General features: G+C 37.5%; 14 protein-coding genes. 2 read left to right on the forward strand and 12 right to left on the reverse strand.

The window, feature by feature from the left end:
* Nucleotides 1-6 precede the first annotated feature (6 nt).
* Nucleotides 7-1,194, reverse strand: coding sequence for a glycine C-acetyltransferase (kbl, locus tag TEGAF0_RS08295; protein ID WP_264897656.1), 1,188 nt, complete (start codon nt 1,192-1,194; stop codon nt 7-9).
* A 249-nt stretch (nt 1,195-1,443) separates the two neighbouring features.
* On the opposite strand from kbl, the gene TEGAF0_RS08300 reads away from it, so the two are divergent.
* Nucleotides 1,444-3,198 carry a hypothetical protein gene (locus TEGAF0_RS08300; RefSeq protein WP_264897658.1) on the forward strand — a complete coding sequence of 585 codons (1,755 nt, stop codon included), beginning with the start codon at nt 1,444-1,446 and terminating at the stop codon, nt 3,196-3,198.
* Nucleotides 3,199-3,268: 70 nt separating this feature from the next.
* A complete protein-coding gene (locus tag TEGAF0_RS08305) occupies nt 3,269-3,865 on the forward strand; it encodes a hypothetical protein (RefSeq protein ID WP_264897660.1) in 597 nt (198 codons plus the stop codon).
* 103 nt (nt 3,866-3,968) lie between these two features.
* On the opposite strand, the gene TEGAF0_RS08310 is transcribed toward TEGAF0_RS08305, so the two are convergent.
* From TEGAF0_RS08310 to TEGAF0_RS08360, 11 genes are all read right to left on the reverse strand, one after another.
* Nucleotides 3,969-4,718 (reverse strand): FKBP-type peptidyl-prolyl cis-trans isomerase, encoded by a 750-nt coding sequence (locus TEGAF0_RS08310; RefSeq protein ID WP_264897662.1) that lies wholly within the window; start codon nt 4,716-4,718, stop codon nt 3,969-3,971.
* Between the two features lie 41 nt (nt 4,719-4,759).
* Nucleotides 4,760-6,094 (reverse strand): argininosuccinate lyase, encoded by a 1,335-nt coding sequence (argH, locus tag TEGAF0_RS08315; RefSeq protein WP_264897664.1) that lies wholly within the window; start codon nt 6,092-6,094, stop codon nt 4,760-4,762.
* Nucleotides 6,091-7,158 carry a M20 family metallo-hydrolase gene (locus TEGAF0_RS08320; protein ID WP_264897666.1) on the reverse strand — a complete coding sequence of 356 codons (1,068 nt, stop codon included), beginning with the start codon at nt 7,156-7,158 and terminating at the stop codon, nt 6,091-6,093. Before TEGAF0_RS08320 ends, argH begins: the two co-directional genes overlap by 4 nt.
* Nucleotides 7,151-7,933 carry an acetylglutamate kinase gene (gene argB / locus TEGAF0_RS08325; RefSeq protein ID WP_264897668.1) on the reverse strand — a complete coding sequence of 261 codons (783 nt, stop codon included), beginning with the start codon at nt 7,931-7,933 and terminating at the stop codon, nt 7,151-7,153. The genes TEGAF0_RS08320 and argB overlap by 8 nt, the downstream gene beginning before the upstream one ends.
* 5 nt (nt 7,934-7,938) lie before the next feature.
* Nucleotides 7,939-8,907, reverse strand: a complete 969-nt coding sequence (locus tag TEGAF0_RS08330) for a Rossmann-fold NAD(P)-binding domain-containing protein (RefSeq protein WP_264897669.1) — start codon at nt 8,905-8,907, stop codon at nt 7,939-7,941.
* Nucleotides 8,908-8,909: 2 nt separating this feature from the next.
* Complete coding sequence (locus tag TEGAF0_RS08335) at nt 8,910-10,061, reverse strand: aspartate aminotransferase family protein (RefSeq protein ID WP_264897670.1); 1,152 nt, start codon at nt 10,059-10,061, stop codon at nt 8,910-8,912.
* Nucleotides 10,062-10,063: 2 nt separating this feature from the next.
* Nucleotides 10,064-11,059 (reverse strand): N-acetyl-gamma-glutamyl-phosphate reductase, encoded by a 996-nt coding sequence (gene argC / locus TEGAF0_RS08340; protein ID WP_264897672.1) that lies wholly within the window; start codon nt 11,057-11,059, stop codon nt 10,064-10,066.
* Entirely contained in the window at nt 11,052-12,254 is a 1,203-nt protein-coding gene (locus tag TEGAF0_RS08345; RefSeq protein WP_264897673.1) for an argininosuccinate synthase, read from the reverse strand. The genes argC and TEGAF0_RS08345 overlap by 8 nt, the downstream gene beginning before the upstream one ends.
* 10 nt (nt 12,255-12,264) lie before the next feature.
* The gene (locus TEGAF0_RS08350) at nt 12,265-12,939 is read right to left on the reverse strand and encodes a GNAT family N-acetyltransferase (protein ID WP_264897675.1); all 675 of its coding nucleotides are present in this window, start codon (nt 12,937-12,939) and stop codon (nt 12,265-12,267) included.
* 316 nt (nt 12,940-13,255) lie between these two features.
* Nucleotides 13,256-16,111 (reverse strand): outer membrane beta-barrel protein, encoded by a 2,856-nt coding sequence (locus TEGAF0_RS08355; protein ID WP_264897677.1) that lies wholly within the window; start codon nt 16,109-16,111, stop codon nt 13,256-13,258.
* Nucleotides 16,112-16,228: 117 nt separating this feature from the next.
* Nucleotides 16,229-19,990: a DEAD/DEAH box helicase gene (locus tag TEGAF0_RS08360; RefSeq protein WP_264897679.1), complete on the reverse strand. Its 3,762-nt coding sequence runs from the start codon at nt 19,988-19,990 to the stop codon at nt 16,229-16,231.
* Nucleotides 19,991-20,056 lie beyond the last annotated feature (66 nt).

Raw genomic sequence — 20,056 nt, forward strand, 5'->3', positions numbered from 1 at the left:
TTTAAATTATTTAATTACACCCAGCTCTTTACCTACTTTAGTAAAAGCAGCAATAGCTTTATCCAAATGTTCTTGTTCGTGAGCCGCACTTAGCTGAACCCTAATTCTTGCCAGGCCTTTTGCTACAACCGGATAAAAGAAGCCAATTACATACACACCTTCATCCAATAATTTAGCCGCAAAATTCTGCGCCACTACTGCATCGTATAACATAATGGGAACAATCGGATGGTCTCCGGGTTTAATATCAAACCCAGCTTCTGTCATTTTGGTTCTGAAATATTTGGTGTTGTACTCCAGTTTATCTCTAAGTGTGGTGGCGGATGTTAGCATATCTAGTACCGCAATGGAAGCACCTACAATACTCGGGGCTACGGTGTTGGAGAAAAGGTAGGGACGGCTGCGCTGACGAAGCATTTCAATGATTTCCTTTCTGCCTGAAGTAAAGCCTCCACTTGCACCACCCAATGCCTTACCTAAAGTGCCAGTAATAATATCAATCCTTCCCATTACTCCTCTGTACTCATGCGTTCCTCTTCCGGTTTTACCCAGGAAACCAGAGGAATGACATTCGTCTATCATTACAATAGCATCGTACTGATCAGCAAGGTCACAAATTTTATCTAACTGTGCAATAGTACCGTCCATGCTGAATGAACCATCTGTAACAATAATCCTGCTTCGGCAGCTGGCAGATTCTTTTAGCTTAGCTTCCAGATCTTCCATGTTATTGTGCTCATAGCGAAAACGCTTTGCCTTGCACAAACGAACACCATCAATGATGGATGCATGGTTTAATGCATCACTGATAATGGCATCTTCTTCACCAAACAAAGGTTCAAATACACCTCCGTTAGCATCAAAAGCAGCTGCATATAAAATGGTATCTTCTGTTCCTAAAAAGTCGGATAGTTTTTTCTCCAGTTCCTTATGAATGTCTTGGGTGCCACAGATAAAGCGAACACTACTCATACCGTAGCCATGTGTATCAATAGCTTTATGTGCTGCTTTAATTACTTCCGGATGAGACGAAAGACCCAGATAATTATTGGCACAAAAATTTAAGACATTTTTGCCATTAACGACTATTTCAGGCCCCTGCTCACTGGTAATAATTCTTTCCTTTTTGAAAAGACCAGCCGATTCAATTTCAGCCAATTCACTGGCAATTCGGGCGACAAATTTTTCATTCATATTCCAGTCATTAGAATGACAAATGTACTAAAGTTTGGTCGAATGACTAGCTGGTAAAAAATAACCAGAACTAACAAAAAGAAAGTAAAACAAAACACATCAAGTTACTTTTTCTTTTTAAAGTTGTTAGCAAAGGTCATAATTCACTATAAACTTCATTATTATTTAATACTAATGGAGACTGCATAATTCTATCTTTATGAAAGCCCACATAGCATAATTTAAAATTCTCGTATTAAATACTAACTCATGAAAAAAATCTTACAGCAAAGATTTGTCTATTTAATTTTAATTTCATCATTTATCGGATGCAAAAAAGAATTTTTTAAACAAAAAGGTCAAGGAGAAAATGATGTTAATCAACCAGCTGTTGAACGTTTTTTAACTCTTCCAGCTAATGCAGGGAAAGAACTAAATGAAATTGTTAATGATTTAAAACGAATGGAAAATAGGAGCCATTTTTTAACTAGATTTATTTCCAGAAATGGATTTCCGAAATGGGAGTTTACAGTTTCAAGTAAATCTCTTTTCAATACATCGTTTGAAACACTGCAAGAAAATAAAAACCAATCCAATAATTCAACAGATAGCATATCAAGTGCTCCAATATATTTTATACCTCTAATTGACACAAACTCTCGAGAAATTATTTCTTTCATTTTTTGCGCAAAAACAGGAGATAGTCTTTATAGGTACCAGGTTTACAATAAAAATGATCTAATTAAAAATATCCCAAAAAATATAAGCCAGTTTAATAATGGAACATTGTTAATGGGTGTTTTTGCGACATTTGAAAATTCAATCAATCATAAAAAGAAAGTAAGCTTTGGTTATCCATATACTCATGAATTTTTAGACCCAAAAATAAATTTTAACACCAAGCTACCAACTACAGCAAAGTTAGCAGCTAATTCAAAAAATCAAACTCAAGGATTAAAATTTGATCAACCGTCAGCAATTAAATTTACCTCTGGATGCTGGATACCAAGATTTGCGGTGATTGATTTCGTTGGAGCGTCAATTGGTATTCATTGGCTACATAACATTTGTACTGGTGAAAACAAATTTCAATTTTTTTACAGTCCCGTGATGACCCCCAACGGCGATGCTGATTCAGGAGGAGGAACTATACCAGGAAGTAGTTCAGGATCTACTTATGGAGGAATTTTTATAGGTGGGGCATTTCAGAACAGATATGGAGGATACGATCCTAACACTGGCAATCCGATAATATACAATGGAGGGAGTGGTGGTGGACAAATATATCCAGGTGGAGATCCAATACCTCCAGGTACAAATGAAGATCCAGCTTGGGGTGTAGTTCAGGTTCCTCAAATTGAAAACCCATACGCCGCTTTTCAAGTTTTTTCCTCAAAGGAATTAAACGAAGAGGAAATAATACTAGATGATGACACAGATACTACAGGAACAGATTATCTTGATTACGGCACATATCAAGATTCACAAACATGGCCTACAGTTACCCCTATTTTCACAATGTCAGAATATATTGGATGGGGATATCCAAATCTTCCAGAAAATTGCTTTGATTATGCAAAAAATCAATTAAAACTTAAAGGATTTTATCCAGCCCCTAGAAATACCCCAGGACAATATTGGCAAGTTCTTGATAGCGTTGGCACAGTCCATAAAACAGTTGCCAAACAAGGTATTTCATATATTAATGCAGCTTTGCAAAACAGCACTCCAGTTTTAATTGGAGTACAACTTCATTCTGGGTTACACACAAAAAATGCCGATAAAGCAACTGATCATTTTATTGTAATTGTAGGATCAGGGACAGAACAAGATGGCCGTAAGTTCTATTTATTCTTTGATAACGCAGCAAACTACAAATTACCAAACGAAGGTGCTCATGCACAAAATAAGTTATATTGGAATGAATCAAATGGGACAATAGAGGGGGATACAAATGCAACATATGCTGATTTATCAAAACCACATTACAAGGTTACGCAGATCAGAAAAACAAGAAAACCATAATTAATTAATAAAAAAACTTATGCGATTTATACTTTGTATTTTTCTTTTTTTTACGTGCACTAGTTCAGTTATGGGTGAATATAAGGATACTATATTTCTAAAAAAAATATATAATGCTGAACAAAAAGTATTTAATAAAGTTTACATAAATCCCAACTCAAACTCCTGGCATTATGAACGATTATCAAACTTTGGAAGTATTAGAAAAAATAAAATAGAAAAATCTTTACAGTTCCCATTTGGCAAATGGATTTCCTTATACCAATATAAGAATAATCTTTATACATACTTCCCATGTGATTGGGGAACACTTTTAAGGTTGGAAATAGATGCAAAAAAATATACAGAACATTCTTTTGAAGAAGAGGAGTGGCAAATAAAATCTATTAGAGCAGTATCTAAAAGGAAATTTGTTTTAGATATTGAATATTCAGTATCTAAAACGAATAGAAAAGTTATCTTTTACTTAGTAGATGATAAAAAAGGTATTGCAGTACTAGAACATGTAGGTTCTACAGGAGATAGAAAGTATCAATTATTGATTAAAAACAGCAATATTAAAAAAATCCCAATGATCATTAATGAGTGTAACTCTAAGGCAATTGAGTTTCAATTTGATGCTATAAATTACATATCCTTATTAAATAATATAGGATATTATAATTAAAACAATTAACGTTTGAATAAAATAAAATAATAGTTGCCCATTCGAAATGTAGATTATGATTCCTATGTAGATTACTTTGTTAAATTTTGTAAAGGTTAAAGGTCTATTTAACATCTAACAATTCAACTTCAAAAATAAGCAGGGAACCAGGTACAATCTTGTCTCCCTTTTGCTGATCGCCATAAGCCAGATCAGAAGGAATATAGAATTTCCATTTACTGCCCACCGTCATTAACTGCAACCCTTCCTGCCAACCCAAAATCACATTGCCTAAAGGAAAGCTAACGGGTTCTCCTCTTTCAACTGAACTGTCAAAAATATCTCCGTTAATCAATGTGCCGTGATAATGGCATTTTACGGTATTGGATAGTTTGGGTTTGATAGTATCAGTACCATTTTTAATCACCTCATACTGTAACCCGGAAGGCAGAGTTACCACTCCCGGCTTTTTAGCCATCTGAGCCTGAAAAGCTTTTCCCGCTTCTTTGGCTACGGAGGCTTTTTCCGAGCTTAATTTTTGCTGGTAATTTCCAATGCAAAGGTCTAATACCTCATCAGCAATCTGGGTTTTTTTACCTCCAAATGCGTCTGACATTCCTTTTTGAAACTGAGCTTCTACCAGTGGATCCAGTCCCTGGGATTTTAAATTCTGGGCAATTCTGAAACCCAATGCATAGCTGGCACTATCTGCTGCTGACTTAAAGGCCGCAGGGGCAGCTTTGGTATTGGCAGCAGGCTTAACAGCTGCTTTTAATTTAGCAGGCGCTGCAGAGCCCTTGCTTACTGGCTTCACCTGAGCAAATATGAACTGAGAATAGCTACCCAAAAGGAATAGGAAAAAAATTTTTTTCATTTGATTACTTATATATCTAATTAGTAGAATAGTGGCACAAGTTAAGCCAAAAGTGCGTTGATGGCTGTTGTGGCTTTGCTAAATTGGAACCTTTTCAATACAGTATCCATCATTTGGCCAATTTCAGCATTACACAAATTTCCAATACTTCCTTCATGGGTATGGTTAATCTGGGTTGAATAGGTAAACTGGCCTTTTTCAATAGCATTGCCCACCTGCTGGTAAGCATCCCGGAAAGGAACCCCCTGCATAACCAGTTTGTTTACTTCCTCTACACTAAACATGAACTGATATTGTTCCGCATCCGCAATATGTTCTTTAACTGAAATATTGCTGAGCATTAATTCCATCATCTGCAAACAATTACTTAATTCATTGAATGCCGGAAATAAATGTTCTTTAAGAAGTTGCAAATCACGCTGATATCCGGATGGCAGGTTGGTGGTCATTAAAGCAATTTCATTAGGCAATGCTTTAAGTCGGTTACAGTAAGATCTTGTCAATTCAAATACATCCGGATTCTTTTTATGCGGCATGATACTGGAACCCGTAGTTAGATCTGCAGGGAAACTAATAAAACCAAAATTCTGATTCAGGTACAAACAGGCATCCATACTCATTCTGGCCAATGTATCCGCTATATTGGCAAGCGCTGCCGCAACAATTCTTTCTGTTTTGCCTCTGCCCATTTGCGCATAAACAACATTATAATTTAAATGCTCAAATCCAAGTAATTGGGTAGTAAGTGTTCTGTTAATAGGAAAAGAAGATCCATATCCTGCTGCAGATCCCAGTGGGTTTTTATTCACCACCTGATAAGCAGATTCCAAAACAATCAAATCGTCAACCAGGCTCTCCGCATAGGCACCAAACCAAAGACCAAAGGAAGAGGGCATAGCTAATTGTAAGTGCGTATAGCCAGGCAATAAATTATTTTTAAATTTTTCGCTTTGTGCTTGGAGCAATTGGAATAAAGACTGGGTTTGTTCTGCAATACTTTTTATTTCTGATCTCAGATACAATTTAATATCTACTAGTACTTGATCATTTCTACTTCTTGCACTATGGATCTTCTTTCCTAAATCACCCAGATTCTGTGTTAAAATGAACTCAACATAAGAGTGAATATCTTCCACACCTTCCGGGATGGAGAAATCTGGTTGAGTAACCAGTACAAATATTTTTTGTAACTCTTTTACCAGCAGATTCTTTTCTTCAGGAGTCAATAAGCCAATCTGTGATAGCATGGTAACATGAGCAATAGAACCCAATACATCAAAGGGGGCCAACAGCGCATCAAAATCTTTGTCTTTACCTACAGTAAACTTTTCTACAGCATTAGTGGTTGCTGTATTTTCCTTACTCCATAATTTCATAGCACCTGCTTTAAAAGCTTAATATAAAATTCGATTCCATTTTTTATTTCATTCAAATACACAAACTCATCCGCCGTATGGCTTCTGGCACTATCACCAGGCCCCACTTTTAACGCGGGAAATGGCATCAAAGCCTTGTCACTTGTTGTAGGGCTTCCATAACAGGTTTTACCTAGATTGATCCCTGCTTGTACTATCGGATGATCAACCGGAATGCCTGTAGATTTTAATCGGGTACTTCTAGGGGCAAATTCACTGCGAAGGTTGGCAGACAATATGCTGAGTATTTCATCGAAACTATACAGTTCATTCACGCGAATATCAATAATAAAATCAGCAGTTGCAGGCACTACATTATGCTGCTTATTGTCGGTATGAAAAGAAGTTACCGTCATCTTTACTGGCCCCAGCCACTCACTGATTTTGTCAAATTGATACTGCCGTATCCACTGAATATCTTCAATGGCTTTGTATAATGCATTGTCTCCTTCTTCTCTGGCCGCATGTCCGGCAATTCCTTTTGTGTTGGCATCTATTACCAGTAAGCCTCTTTCAGCAATGGCCAGATTCAACAAAGTAGGTTCGCCCACAATCGCAAATGCTGGAGTTGGTATCAAGGGAATCAAGGCCACTATCCCATTGAGTCCTGAAATTTCTTCCTCTGCTGTTGCAGCCAATACAATATTGTAATTCAGATGCTGTTGCGGATAATAATGTATAAAGGCTGCTATGAGGGAAACAAGAGAAGCCCCCGCGTCATTGCTACCTAAACCGAACAACTTATCTGTTTCAATCAATGGTGCAAAAGGATCTTTTGTATATCCCGCATTCGGCTTAACTGTATCGTGATGAGAGTTTAATAATAGAGTAGGTTTTTGAGGATCAAAATACTGATTAACCGCCCATATATTATTTAAGTGTCTATTAACAGGTATTGTCTTTTTGCTGAGAAATTTTTCAATCGCATTGGCCGTATTCGATTCTTCTCTGCTATAGGAAGGAATCGATATCAGCTCATGCAGTAGAATAAGCGCTTCATTATATAGTACTTCTATATCAGCCATATTGAATAGTTGTTCCGGTTTTCCCTTCCATTAATTTGGGAAGCGCGGCAGCATTTCCTATAATCACTTTCGCAACCCCGGCATGAATAGCAGCAAATGCATTGTCTAATTTAGGAATCATTCCTGCAAAAATCAGCTGCTTTTCTTTAAGAGATTGATAATAGTCTGGCGTTAAAACAGCAATGCAGGAAGACTCATCCTGTACATCCAGTAAAACACCTGATTTTTCAAAAGAATAAATTAAAGTAACAGCATACTGTTTACTCAATGCAGTTGCAATAGATTGTGCCATAGTATCTGCATTGGTATTTAATAATTGTCCTTCGCCATTATGGGTAATGGGTGCAACAACAGGAACATAACCGTTGTCCAGTAGTTGATGAAAAAAGGCTGTATTTACCCAATCTACATCCCCCACAAATCCATAGTCTGTTTTGGAAATACGTTTATGTGCAAGAATAGCATTTCCATCTGCACCGGTGATACCTACCGAATTGTTTTGTTTGGATTGAAGCTTGCTAATAATATTCTTATTAATAAAACCAGCATATACCATGGTAACAATCTTCAGGGTTTCCGCATCGGTAATTCTTCTTCCTTCTATCATCTGCTGCTGAATCCCCATGGCTTCAGCTACTCTGGTAGCTAGTTTACCACCACCATGCACCAATATCTTAGGAAAAGGTATAGCAGCAAAAGAGGATAGAAAATGTTCTAACGCCATTTCATCATCCACAATATTTCCGCCAATCTTTATGATGAATAAAGGGTTCATAGAGCTTATTTACAAGCATTTAATATTTCTGCAAGAACAGCCTGTGCTGCCCAGACACGATTGCCTGCCTGTCGGGTAACCAGGCTATTTTCACCATCTAAAATTTCATCACTCAACTCTATATTCCTACGGACAGGTAAACAGTGCATTACTTTGGCAATATTGGTGCTCTGCAAAGATTGATTGGTTAACATCCAATTTTTATCAGAACATAATACTTGACCATATTGCTGGTAACTACTCCAGTTTTTAACATACACAAAATCAGCCTCGGCTAAAGCTTTCTGCTGATCGTATTCAATGGTTGCTCCTTTTGTAAATTTCTCATCCAATTCATAGCCTTTTGGATGGGTAATAACAAATTCAGCACCACCCCAGGCATTAACCCACTCAGCAAAACTATTGGCAACACATTGAGGCAATGGTTTTATATGTGGCGCCCATGTAAGCACCACTTTAGGCTTTTTCCCTTGTAAAGGATGCTCCACCAAAGACTCCTGAATGGTTACCAAATCAGTTAAAGACTGCAAAGGATGTAAGGTTGCACTTTCCAAACTTACTACAGGAACACCTGCAAAACGTATGAATTGTTTAATAAACAACTCACTATAATCTTCTTCTCTGTTTTTCAAAGACGGAAAAGTACGTATTGCCAAAACATCAAAGTACTGGCCCAAAACCGGAGCAGCATCTTTGATATGCTCAACAGTTGTTCCATTCATCACGGCGCCTTCCTGAAACTCCAAAGCCCATCCTTCTTTATCTACATTAAAAACAATCGCTTCCATGCCCAGATTGCTCGCTGCTACCTGAGAACTTAAACGGGTTCTTAAACTTGGATTTAAAAACAACAGGCCAATTCTTTTGCCTCTTCCCAAATGCAGGTCCGCGTAGGGACTTAGTTTGTATTGTAATGCCTTAGCTACCAAAGCGCTAACATTACCCACATCTGATACAGAAATAAAATGTTTCATAGTTATGCAGGGGGATTTTCAAGTTCAGCTATTGCTTCCGTCAAAGCTTCCAAAAATTCATCAGCCTGTTTTCTGGTTAATGCCAGCGAGGGTAATAATCTTATTACATTGGGTTTGGCTTCTCCCGTAAAAATATTGTACTTCTCCAGCAATAACTTTTTTAACCCTTTTATGCGTTCAGGCACATCAAATCCAATCATCAATCCTCTGCCTCTAACGTTTTCAATCCCCTCAATGCACTTTAGCTGATTCATCAGGTACATGCCCCTTTGTTTGGCCATTTCAATCAACTGTTCTGATTCCATTACTTCCAGAACGGCAAGGGCTGCTACACAAGCGAGATGATTACCACCAAACGTAGTTCCCAGCATACCATGTTTAGGTTGTATATGGGGAGCAATCAAAATGCCACCAATGGGAAAGCCATTCCCCATGCCCTTAGCCATAGAGTAAATATCAGCATTCACTCCTGCAACATCATGTGCAAAAAACTGTCCGGTTCTTCCATAGCCACACTGAACGCTATCGGCAATATAAACAGCGCCGGAAGCATCACATAAGGATCTGATTAATTGCAGAAAAGAGATGCTTGCAGGAACAATACCCCCAACACCCTGAATACCCTCGATAATTACTGCAGCAATTTCATTTCCATGATTCTTGAAACATTCCTGCAATGCGGCTTCGTCATTAAATGGCAGAAATATAATATTATCTGTTTCATTAACCGGTGCTACAATACCGGGATTATCAGTAGCTGCAACTGCGAGTGAAGTTCGTCCGTGGAAGGATTTGGAAAAAGCAACAATTTTTTTTCTACCCGTGTGAAAAGATGCTAGCTTCAATGCATTTTCATTCGCTTCTGCTCCACTATTGCAAAGAAATAATTGATAATCTGCTTTTCCGCTTAACATACCCAGTTTGTCTGCCAGCTCCTGTTGTAAAGGAATCTGAATAGAATTGGAATAAAAAGCTATAGCTTCTAATTGGGTTTCTATCCGCTTTACCCAATGCGGATGCGTATGACCAATGCTGATTACCGCATGGCCACCATACATGTCTAGATACTGAACACCATCTTTATCCCACACATAAGAACCCTGAGCTCTTGTGATGGTAATATTGTTTAACGGATATACATCAAATAATTTCATGACTAAAAATAACTGGCTTTTAATTTTAACCCGGCAGACTCATCCAAACCAAACATCAGATTCATATTCTGAACCGCCTGACCACTGGCCCCTTTTAATAAATTATCAATAGCAGAATGAACAATCAATTTGCTTCCCTGCTTCTCTGTAAAAATCAAACACTTGTTGGTGTTAACTACCTGCTTTAGGTTAATCATTGAACCACTCACAAAAGTGAATGCTGCATCCGCATAAAAGCTAGTATAGATTTGCTGCACTTCTTCGTAAGGAATACCAATTTCAATAGTTGAACTGGTATAAATTCCTCTGGTAAAATCACCTCTCCATGGAACAAAGTGCAATCCTCTTCCAGAACCATCCGCTGTTAGTGCATCCCCCTTTTGTAGTTGATTGAAAGATTGGGTGATTTCTTTAACGTGCTGATGTGCCAGTGATTTATATGCTTCAATATTATTGGCCCTCCAGCTAAAATGAGAAGTTGCACTCAAACCCTGTCCGGCACCGGTTGAACCTGTAATACCGGTTGTATAAATATCTCCCAACACACCTGCTTCAGCCAAAGGCAATAAAGCCAACTGTATAGCTGTTGCAAAACAACCCGGATTGGCAATATTCTGTGCTGAGACAATTGCTGCTTTATTTAATTCAGGCAATCCGTAAACGAAACTGCGATTGCCAAACAACGATGCACTATTTAGTCTAAAATCCTGGGATAAATCAATGATTTTAATTGAATCATTGATGGAGTTGTTTTCAAGAAATGTTTTGGCATCTCCATGGCCCATACAAAGAAACAATACATCAATATCATTGCTCAGAACTGCACTGAAAATTAAATCTGTCTCACCAATTAAATCGGTATGAACCTGATAAAGAAATTTTCCTGCATTACTGGTACTATGAACAAATTGGATAGTTACATCCGGATGATTCAATAGAATACGAATCAATTCCCCACCCGTATATCCTGCACCACCAACGATACCCGCCTTAATCATGGGAAGCGTTTTTTATATGATGATAAATGGCTGTCTGGTTCCCAAAAATCTTTGAGAATCCTCTAACATCTGCTCCTGTCCAACCTGAGTTCATTTCTCCGTACTTACCAAATTTACTGCTCATTAAATCGAAAGGAGATTCTATACCAATAATTTGAAAACGATGCGGGAGCAATTGCACAAAAACTGACCCGGTAACCTGATCTTGAGAATCAGTTAGAAATGCTTCAATATTGCGCATAACCGGATCCATGATTTGACCCTCATGTAGCCAGTTACCATAAAACTGCGCAAGCTGATCTTTCCAATTCAACTGCCATTTAGTAAGAACGTGTTTTTCCAAAGCATGATGCGCTTTGATAATCACCATGGGTGCAGCCGCTTCAAATCCTACTCTTCCTTTAATTCCAATAATGGTATCACCCACATGTATATCTCTGCCAATGCCATAAGGGGCAGCAATAGACTGTATGTATTGAATGGCATGAGCCGGATGCGTAAAATGCTGATTGTTTACCCAGGTAATTGCTCCTTTTTCAAAATGAATTTTCATTTCTTCCTCACCGGTTTTGGTTACAGGTGTTGGCCACGCTTCTTCCGGTAAAATTCCTTTTGAATACAATGTTTCTTTTCCTCCTACACTGGTTCCCCACAATCCCTTATTAATGGAATAAGCTGCTTTCTGAAAATTCATCTGAACACCTTTTGACTGTAGGTATTCAATTTCAGCTTCTCTGCTCAGTTGCAGATCTCTGATAGGCGTTATGATTTCAATACCGGGAATCATGATATTGAAAATCATGTCAAATCTTACCTGATCATTACCTGCTCCTGTACTTCCATGTGCTACTGCAACGGCGTTCATTTTTTTTGCATGTTCTGCGATATGCAAAGCCTGACTTAACCTTTCAGCACTTACACTGAGCGGATAAGTATTATTCTTTAAAACATTACCATAAATCAGATATTTAACAATTGAATCGTAGTAGCTCTTGATGGCATTAATAGTAGTATGTGTTTTTACACCCAAAGCATAAGCATGCTTTTCAATCTGTTTCAACTCATCTTCGGTGAATCCTCCGGTATTTACAATTACACTATGAACTTCATATCCTTTTTCCTGAGATAAATAAATTGCACAGTATGTAGTATCTAATCCTCCGCTAAATCCTAGTACTAGTTTCTTTGCTTGCATATTCCACTTATTAAAATTGAATAAAATAACTTTTCATTGCCTTCTTCCTAAACCACTTAAGCAGTTTACTTTGCTTTACTTTCATAAAGCGTTCATATAACTTTGAATTCTGTTTAAAATCGGCAATGGTCTCTTCGGGCTCATAATGATCAGCAGGATCATACAACATGGCAGTACACATGCAATTTTTTCTGTCCTTACTCATCAGGATATCATAGTTCACACAACTCTTGCAGCCAGCCCAGAACTCCTCGTCATCGGTTAATTCGCTGTAGGTAACAGGTTCATAGCCCAACTCACTGTTAATTTTCATTACCGCAAGTCCTGTGGTTAATCCAAAAATTTTGGCTGCTGGATATTTGGTTCTGGATAAATTAAAAATTGTCTGCTTAATTTGCTTGGCCACTCCGCTTTTTCTGAAGGCAGGCGATACAATCAAGCCACTATTGGCTACAAATTGCTCATGTCCCCAAACTTCTATGTAGCAAAACCCTACCCATTCTCCTTGAGGAGTTAGTGCAATAACTGCTTTTCCCTCCCGCATTTTGTTAGCCACATATTCTGGACTTCTTTTAGCAATACCCGTACCTCTGGCTTTTGCAGAGGACTCCATTTCATCTGTAATGGTGGAGGCAAAATGCACATCATCGGCAGTAGCTACACGAACAATAATTGACTGTTCCAACGTATATAAATGAATAAAAAGTGAATAAGGATAAATTTTGGCTAAGTGCCCTGAAAAGTTTCGGAGATATTTTCACTGATAGGGGCAAGTGCCAGTTGCTCGTCCTATCAGAAACCACGTCGTGGCCTCGGTAATACGATAAATGGCAACCGCAGTTGTTCTGTAAAATACGAACAGTTGTTAGCGTTAGAAATGTATGAAATGCTTGCTACCATTGTTTCAAATGAGATGCAAAGTTACATTTCTTTAAAATACGAAGGGGAAATAATTTATTTCCCCTTAGCTCTAGATATATTAACTTTTGATTAAACCTAACTTATTGTCCAAATCGCATCATCTGCATGCCTTGCATACCTTGACCCGGTGCACCTCTAAAAATTTGATTAATGCCTCTTTGCTGCATTCCACCTTGTGGAGCCCCAAAACTTCTTAGATTATAGGTGAAGCTGATCATGAAATAGCGTTTTAAAACAACAGTAGAAACGTCTTGGATTGTGTTACCCGTTACATTTCTAGTTAAACTCTGGTTTTGATTGAGTAAGTCAAATACATAGAATTTGATTTCTCCATCTTTCTTCTTGAATAATTGCTTCGCAATACTTGCACTCCACAAAGGAATATTCGTATTGAATCCCTCTGCACGGCCTGTGTTTTTGATATAACGAAAATCCGTTGAGAAAACCCAACCTTTTTTATTATAAATGGTGGGTTCAGCCACAAAAGTTTGAGTAAAAAAATCGCCATTTTGCTGAGGCTGCAAAGTATATCGGGCAAAACTGAAACTAGAATTAGAAGAGAAATTCATATCGAAGCCTTCCTTTATATTGGTTGTCCAAGAGGCATTGAAACCAGCTGTTGTATTTCGGGTATAATTACTTAGGTTGTTTACCAAAGTTTGACTCTGATTCCTACCAAGATTAACGCCAAAATTCAAGTTGCTTTTGGGCTTCTTTAATGGGAAGCCATAATTAATGAATCCATTAATATTGTAAGTACCACTCAAATTTTCTGGTCGAGTAAACTGTGCTCCATTTGGCAAGTAAGTGGTAGAATTTTGAATATCATTAGCTGTGAAATTCGCATTAATAGTAGCAAAGAAAATTTTCTGCGTAACGACATCGAAGGAATTATATAACACCCTAAACGTATGAATAAACTGCTGCTTCAAGTTAGGATTACCAGAAGTGATATTCAGAGGATTAGAATTATCAATCACAGGCTGCAATTGTTGTGCAGAAGGTTGAGCGGTTCTACCATTATAGAAAATCCGTAGATTTTTTGTGCGTGAAAAATCATATCGAAAGTTCATGGTTGGGAAAAAATTCACAAAATTTTGGGTAATAGAACTATCTCTGGTAATGTTTTTACTTACCAATTCCCCAACTTGTATTCCTGTTCCAATACTGAAATTGTATTTAGCATTCTGAATACGCCAATTTAAACCCACGCGATTGGAGTTGAAAGTATTTTCAAATACGTTGGTCAAATTTGGCACTATCAAATCATACTGCCCTGAGGTCTTATTAAATGCAAAAGTTCTAGTTCCAGAGTTATTTACATTGTTGTTGTAATTATAATTAAATTCTAGAATCTGATTTTTCCCAATGGGTTCAGTATAAGAGAAAGTGGCATTGATGGTTTTACTATCTCTATTTGTTACGCCAATTTGATTAATGGTATCTGCATAGGCAACAGGAGTATTAAAAAAATTGTTTATTGAATAGTTGGATGTATTTCCATCGTTCATTGTTTGCCCTGGATTAAACGCGATGGAATAAGTTCGACCCTTCTTTTTAAATCTGTGTCTGAAAGTTGCCTCAATACTAGCATTATACCCGCTGTTCATTCTTTTTGTTGATGCAACAGAATTATTCAAATTTTTAGAAATACCCCTCGTAGAAAATGTTGTTACATCAGTTGCTGATTCAGTCTCTTGAAAACTAATATTGGGTCGTATTATTATAGAATTGGAAGAATCAAATTGATGCTCAATATTAAAATTAATACGATGATTGCTGTTCTTGGTTACTGAATTATTAAGTTGTGAGTTATAAATAGAAGAATCCGGATTGCCTGGAATCAAGTTCTGGGTTAGACTATTTTGTTCTCTATATGTTTTTTGGTCATTATAAAAATAACTACCAGATACTTCTGTTTTTTTACCCCAGACATCTTTGTAATTGATACCGCCAGCCCAAGTATTAATGATACCGCCATTGTTATTGGTAGCAGTTCCACCACCACCCCTGGCTCCACCTACTGCATTAACAACAACTCTCGCCATTCCTCCACCGCCTCCCATAGCTCCTAAGAAATCTTGTCCACCAAAATTTTGTTTATTTACGTTGTTGGCTTGGCCTGTAAAAGTAATTTGTCTATCACCGTTAAAATAACTCAAGTTCACACTATTATCATAACGACCTTCTTTACTATCAGAACCCCCACCGGCAATTACTCTACCGAAATACCCTTTTCGCTTGTCTTTTTTGGTGGTAATATTGATGGTTTTAATTCTATTGCCATCATCAAAACCAGTGAAGGCACTTTGGTCATTTAACGCATCAAATACCTGGATTTTATCAATCATGTCAGGAGGCAAATTTTTGGTAGCTAACTTAGGATCATCTCCAAAAAATCGCTTCCCATCTACTAAAATGCGTTGCACATTTTCACCTTGTGCTTTTACTGTTCCATCTGCTTCTACTTGAACCCCTGGTAATTTTTTTAACAAATCCTCCATTACTGCGTTAGGCTTAGTTTTAAAACTAGATGCATTAAACTGAACAGTATCTTTTTTTATTGTTATGGGAGATTGCGTAACAGTTACTTCTCCTAAGTCATTAGCGGCAAGTTTTAAATAAATCGTTCCCAAGTCAACAGTAGCATTGGATTTAGAAAAGGTTATCTTCTTCGAAAAAGATTCATAGCCCTGAAACTTAATCATGACAATCATATCCCCAAAAGAAATTTTTTCAACCATAAAGCTACCATCCGGCTTTGCCAGTCCAAAAACATCTAGCGTAGAATCCTTCGCTTCTAATATGGTAATAGAGGCATCTTTCAAAGCTTGCTTTCCTACACTGTCTACAAGCTTCCCTTTTAAAGTAGCTGTATTTTGTGCCATCGCAGTAAAAGAAAGAAATAATCCAATTGCTAAAAAGAGTATACGCATAAGGTTGGAGTTGAAGTGATAAAACTAATTATACATCAAGCAGCATACCTGAAGAATAATTTTAATGGCAAGCTATCGTGATAACAGGAAAGTTCAGAGCTCAAATCGGTGAAAAGCTTAACTGAATAGGTACTCTACATCTTCTTTTGTTAAAGTTTTAACAAACCCTTCATCATCTGTAATAACTTCTCTTGCAAGATTCCGCTTGCGCTCTTGAAGTTTAAGGATTTTGTCTTCTACTGTATCAGTACAAATCATCCGGTAAGCAAAAATATTTTTGGTTTGACCAATACGATGTGTTCTGTCAATAGCTTGTTGCTCAACAGCCGGATTCCACCAGGGATCCACGATATACACATAATCTGCAGCCGTCAAATTTAATCCCACACCACCCGCTTTAAGTGATATCAAAAAGACGCGACAACTATCTTCATTTTGAAATCTTTGGATAGCTCTTTCGCGCTCAGCAACAGTGCTACTCCCATCAAAATATTCATAATCAACTCCCAACTCTTTCATTTTCTCTTTAATCAATGAAAGCATGCCTAAAAACTGAGAGAACACTAATGCTTTATGATTACTGATATTCTCAGTAATCTCTCTGCCCAGTTCTTCCAGTTTTACAGAAACATTGGGATAACGTTCTTCTTCTTTTATTATAGCGGGGCTATCACAAATCTGTCTCAGCTTCATCAAGCCCTGTAAAATGGTCAACTGCGATTTCTGAATACCCTGGTTTTCTACAACACCCAGAATTTTATCCCGATAATCATTTCGGTAGGCTTCGTAAATCTTACGTTGTTCATCCCCCATTTCGCAGAACAATACCATTTCCTGTTTTTCAGGTAAGTCCTTAGCCACTTGTTCTTTGGTTCTTCTGAGAATAAATGGATATAATAATTTTCGCAAATGGTCTTTTTGCTCTTTCTCTCCAAACTTATCAATTGGTATAGAAAACTCCTGCTTAAAAAATTCCATGCTTCCCAACATACCTGGATTCAGGAAATTCATTTGAGCATAGATATCGAAAGTATTATTCTGCAATGGTGTACCACTCAGGCAAAGCCGGCTCTTCGCTTTTAACAAAGAAGCTGCTTTGGTGACTTTACTGGAAGGGTTTTTAATAGCCTGACTTTCATCCAGGATAACATAATCGAAGGAAACCTCTACAAACTGTTTAATATCGCTTCTTAAAGTGCCGTAAGTAGTAATGATTACATCAAAGGCTTTGTTGCTTATGCCATCTTTTAATCTGCCTCCGCCATGATGCACATAAAAACTAATATCAGGTGTAAATTTCTTGATTTCATTTTGCCAGTTAAACATTAGTGTTGTTGGACAAACAACCAAGGCCTTCAAACTTCCGTTCTCCATTTTCAGGTGATGCAAAAAGCAAAGTGCCTGTATGGTTTTACCCAATCCCATATCATCAGCCAGAATTCCACCCCATTGTACTTCTCTCAAATAATTTAACCACTGAAAACCACTCTCCTGATAAGGACGAAGGATAGATTGCAAATGTTCAGGTGCAGGAATAGGTTTAATTTCATGATTGCCTTTAATCCGTTCGTATTTTTCTTCAAGTTGAAAAGAAAGCTCCTCTTCATCTCTTTGCAGATAAAGCTCTTCTATCACGCTGAAGTGATATTTACTGAGCTTCATATTACCTGCCTTACCTTCACCAACTCTGAATAACAAGGCATATTTTTTAACCCATTCTTCAGGCAAAATTCCAAGTGTCCCATCTGTTAGCTGAACAAACTGTTGTTTATTAGCCAATGCTTTCTTTACATCATCTATAGTTACTTTCTGTTCCCCGAATTGGATTTCGACTTTTGCATCAAACCAATCGGTATTGCTGCTGATGAATATTTTAGTAGAGGGCTTGGCTGTATTAAATCTGAAGTTGCGCAGTGCCTCAAAACCATATACAGGGATATTCATTTCTTTCGCCGCATCCATGAAAAGGAAAAACCAGTTGTTCTTCAGGACATCTTTTCCTTTCAATGCCAGCACATTGGAATCTACAGGTCTAACAAAACCCGAATGCAGTTGCTCAATTCTACTCATCAGTTCTCTCTCTGCAACCATATTTCTATGAATTACCAGTAAGCGGTCTGCTTGCGGGAAAAACAACTTTTCTTTATCAGTAGACTGAATATCAAAACCCTTGTAATTGAAAATAGGTTGGAATAAAAGATATTCCCCTTTTTCTTTTAGCTGAATTTTGATTTCAGGACGGGCATCTTTTATTTCCTCTTTTTTTACATTGGCAAACTGAACAGCATATGAACGGGATAGCGGAAGAACAAATTCAGTCAACTGCTCCGACCATTCATCTGCCGGGATAATTATCTTACCTGATGGCAGAAATTTCTCTGCCAGTATAATATCCTCCGCCTTTTTCCAGATATAGAATTCATCCTGATGTTGAAATACAAAAGAAGAATCAATTGCGTTTTCATTTAGTGAAATAGTTCTGGATGGCAATTCAACTGTACAGGAAACCTCATACTGACTGTCTTTAAAATTAATACTGAATGAGGGCTGAATAAAGTGATCAGAGAAATGCGCTTTTACCAGATTCTCTGTAACAAATCTTTTACCCGAGGGGAGATAGAATACAAAGGAAGAAGCTGCATACTCAGCAAATAACTTCTTGAATTTTGGATGAAGGTATTCATTAATTAATGCCCTTGTTTCTTCTGGCAACTCATCTGTATGCTGCTGAATAATATTTTCCCAAATTCCACTGAAAGGAGAATTACGATTCAGATACCTGTTTACTTCGGCAGACATCAGTTTGCGAAGTTGCTGAATCAGCATTTTGTCATCTTCAGAGAAAACTGCCGTATTAATGAACTTAGTCAAGTCTAGCTTCTCTGTTTTTCCAAGATATTTTGAGAATTGATCATCAGGTTCACCTTGTATAACCTCCATTTGGATGAAGGGATATTGCGTTGCTCCACTGGTTACAACCAGCCCTAATTTATAGGAAGCTTCCTGCTCAGCCTCTTGTTCAATCACTGCAGGGATATCAAGTTGCTCCTGCATAATTGGTTTAACTTCCTGATTACTCGAAAGACTTACTCTTTTAATACTGTTATCCAGTACACGCAAAAAGGGTTTACCATCAGTATAGGTAAATTCAAACTTCCCTTTTAAATCGTCGGTAAGAGAGTAACCATACAAGGCCAGTAATTTATTTTTTTCTTTATCCCAATTTCTGATTGAATCAAAATAATTAGCACCATGGTTTTTTAACAATTGTAAAAAAACAATGGCTTTGTGCACGCAGAGCGGATGAGCGGTATCAGAAGCACAGTTGCAACTGGTATCAAAATTACGCTCCTCATTTTTCTGAAGTACCACTACATGCTGCTTCCCATTCATTTCCAACTCAGCAACAACTCTTTCATTTTTTGCCTCTTTTATGGTAGCAGTATTGGTTCTTAAATATTCTTCTGCACTTTCAAATGATTCAGTAGCACTTAGCATTTTAATCAGCTTCAAATCGAGCAATCTGATTTTTACTACTGTGTGTTTCTGATCATAAACTGTTTCGCGATCTCCTAATAAATTTTTATCCAGCAAATCCTGCAGATGAAATAAAGCGCCAGCCTTATGCCTGCAAACTTCAGAAAGATTATAGGGGCAGCTACAACGCAAAGAAATGGTAGCCGGATCTTTAAACTGGTTTATATGAACTTTGTAAAAAGTATTGTAACCATCGTCTTTTACCCGAAATATTATATTCCCCATCAGGTCATCATACTCAACCAATTCTACCTGACCTAATGAATGAATTTTCTTTCCCCGGCGAATTACTTCGTCAGTGCCAAAATTATATATATGTTTAACTAAATACGGTAGTGCCATTACTTTGAATCAGTCCCAAAAGACCAATTTGCAAAAGTAAAGAAAAGGGAGAGGAAAACCGCATCA

The organism is Sediminibacterium sp. TEGAF015, from assembly GCF_025997995.1.
GTDB lineage: Bacteria > Bacteroidota > Bacteroidia > Chitinophagales > Chitinophagaceae > Sediminibacterium.

Coding starts and splice junctions, on each gene's coding strand:
- kbl (WP_264897656.1), bottom strand. CDS start 1,194: ATGAATGAAAAATTTGTCGCCCGAATTGCCAGTGAATTGGCTGAAATT.
- TEGAF0_RS08300 (WP_264897658.1), top strand. CDS start 1,444: ATGAAAAAAATCTTACAGCAAAGATTTGTCTATTTAATTTTAATTTCA.
- TEGAF0_RS08305 (WP_264897660.1), top strand. CDS start 3,269: ATGGGTGAATATAAGGATACTATATTTCTAAAAAAAATATATAATGCT.
- TEGAF0_RS08310 (WP_264897662.1), bottom strand. CDS start 4,718: ATGAAAAAAATTTTTTTCCTATTCCTTTTGGGTAGCTATTCTCAGTTC.
- argH (WP_264897664.1), bottom strand. CDS start 6,094: ATGAAATTATGGAGTAAGGAAAATACAGCAACCACTAATGCTGTAGAA.
- TEGAF0_RS08320 (WP_264897666.1), bottom strand. CDS start 7,158: ATGGCTGATATAGAAGTACTATATAATGAAGCGCTTATTCTACTGCAT.
- argB (WP_264897668.1), bottom strand. CDS start 7,933: ATGAACCCTTTATTCATCATAAAGATTGGCGGAAATATTGTGGATGAT.
- TEGAF0_RS08330 (WP_264897669.1), bottom strand. CDS start 8,907: ATGAAACATTTTATTTCTGTATCAGATGTGGGTAATGTTAGCGCTTTG.
- TEGAF0_RS08335 (WP_264897670.1), bottom strand. CDS start 10,061: ATGAAATTATTTGATGTATATCCGTTAAACAATATTACCATCACAAGA.
- argC (WP_264897672.1), bottom strand. CDS start 11,059: ATGATTAAGGCGGGTATCGTTGGTGGTGCAGGATATACGGGTGGGGAA.
- TEGAF0_RS08345 (WP_264897673.1), bottom strand. CDS start 12,254: ATGCAAGCAAAGAAACTAGTACTAGGATTTAGCGGAGGATTAGATACT.
- TEGAF0_RS08355 (WP_264897677.1), bottom strand. CDS start 16,111: ATGCGTATACTCTTTTTAGCAATTGGATTATTTCTTTCTTTTACTGCG.
- TEGAF0_RS08360 (WP_264897679.1), bottom strand. CDS start 19,990: ATGGCACTACCGTATTTAGTTAAACATATATATAATTTTGGCACTGAC.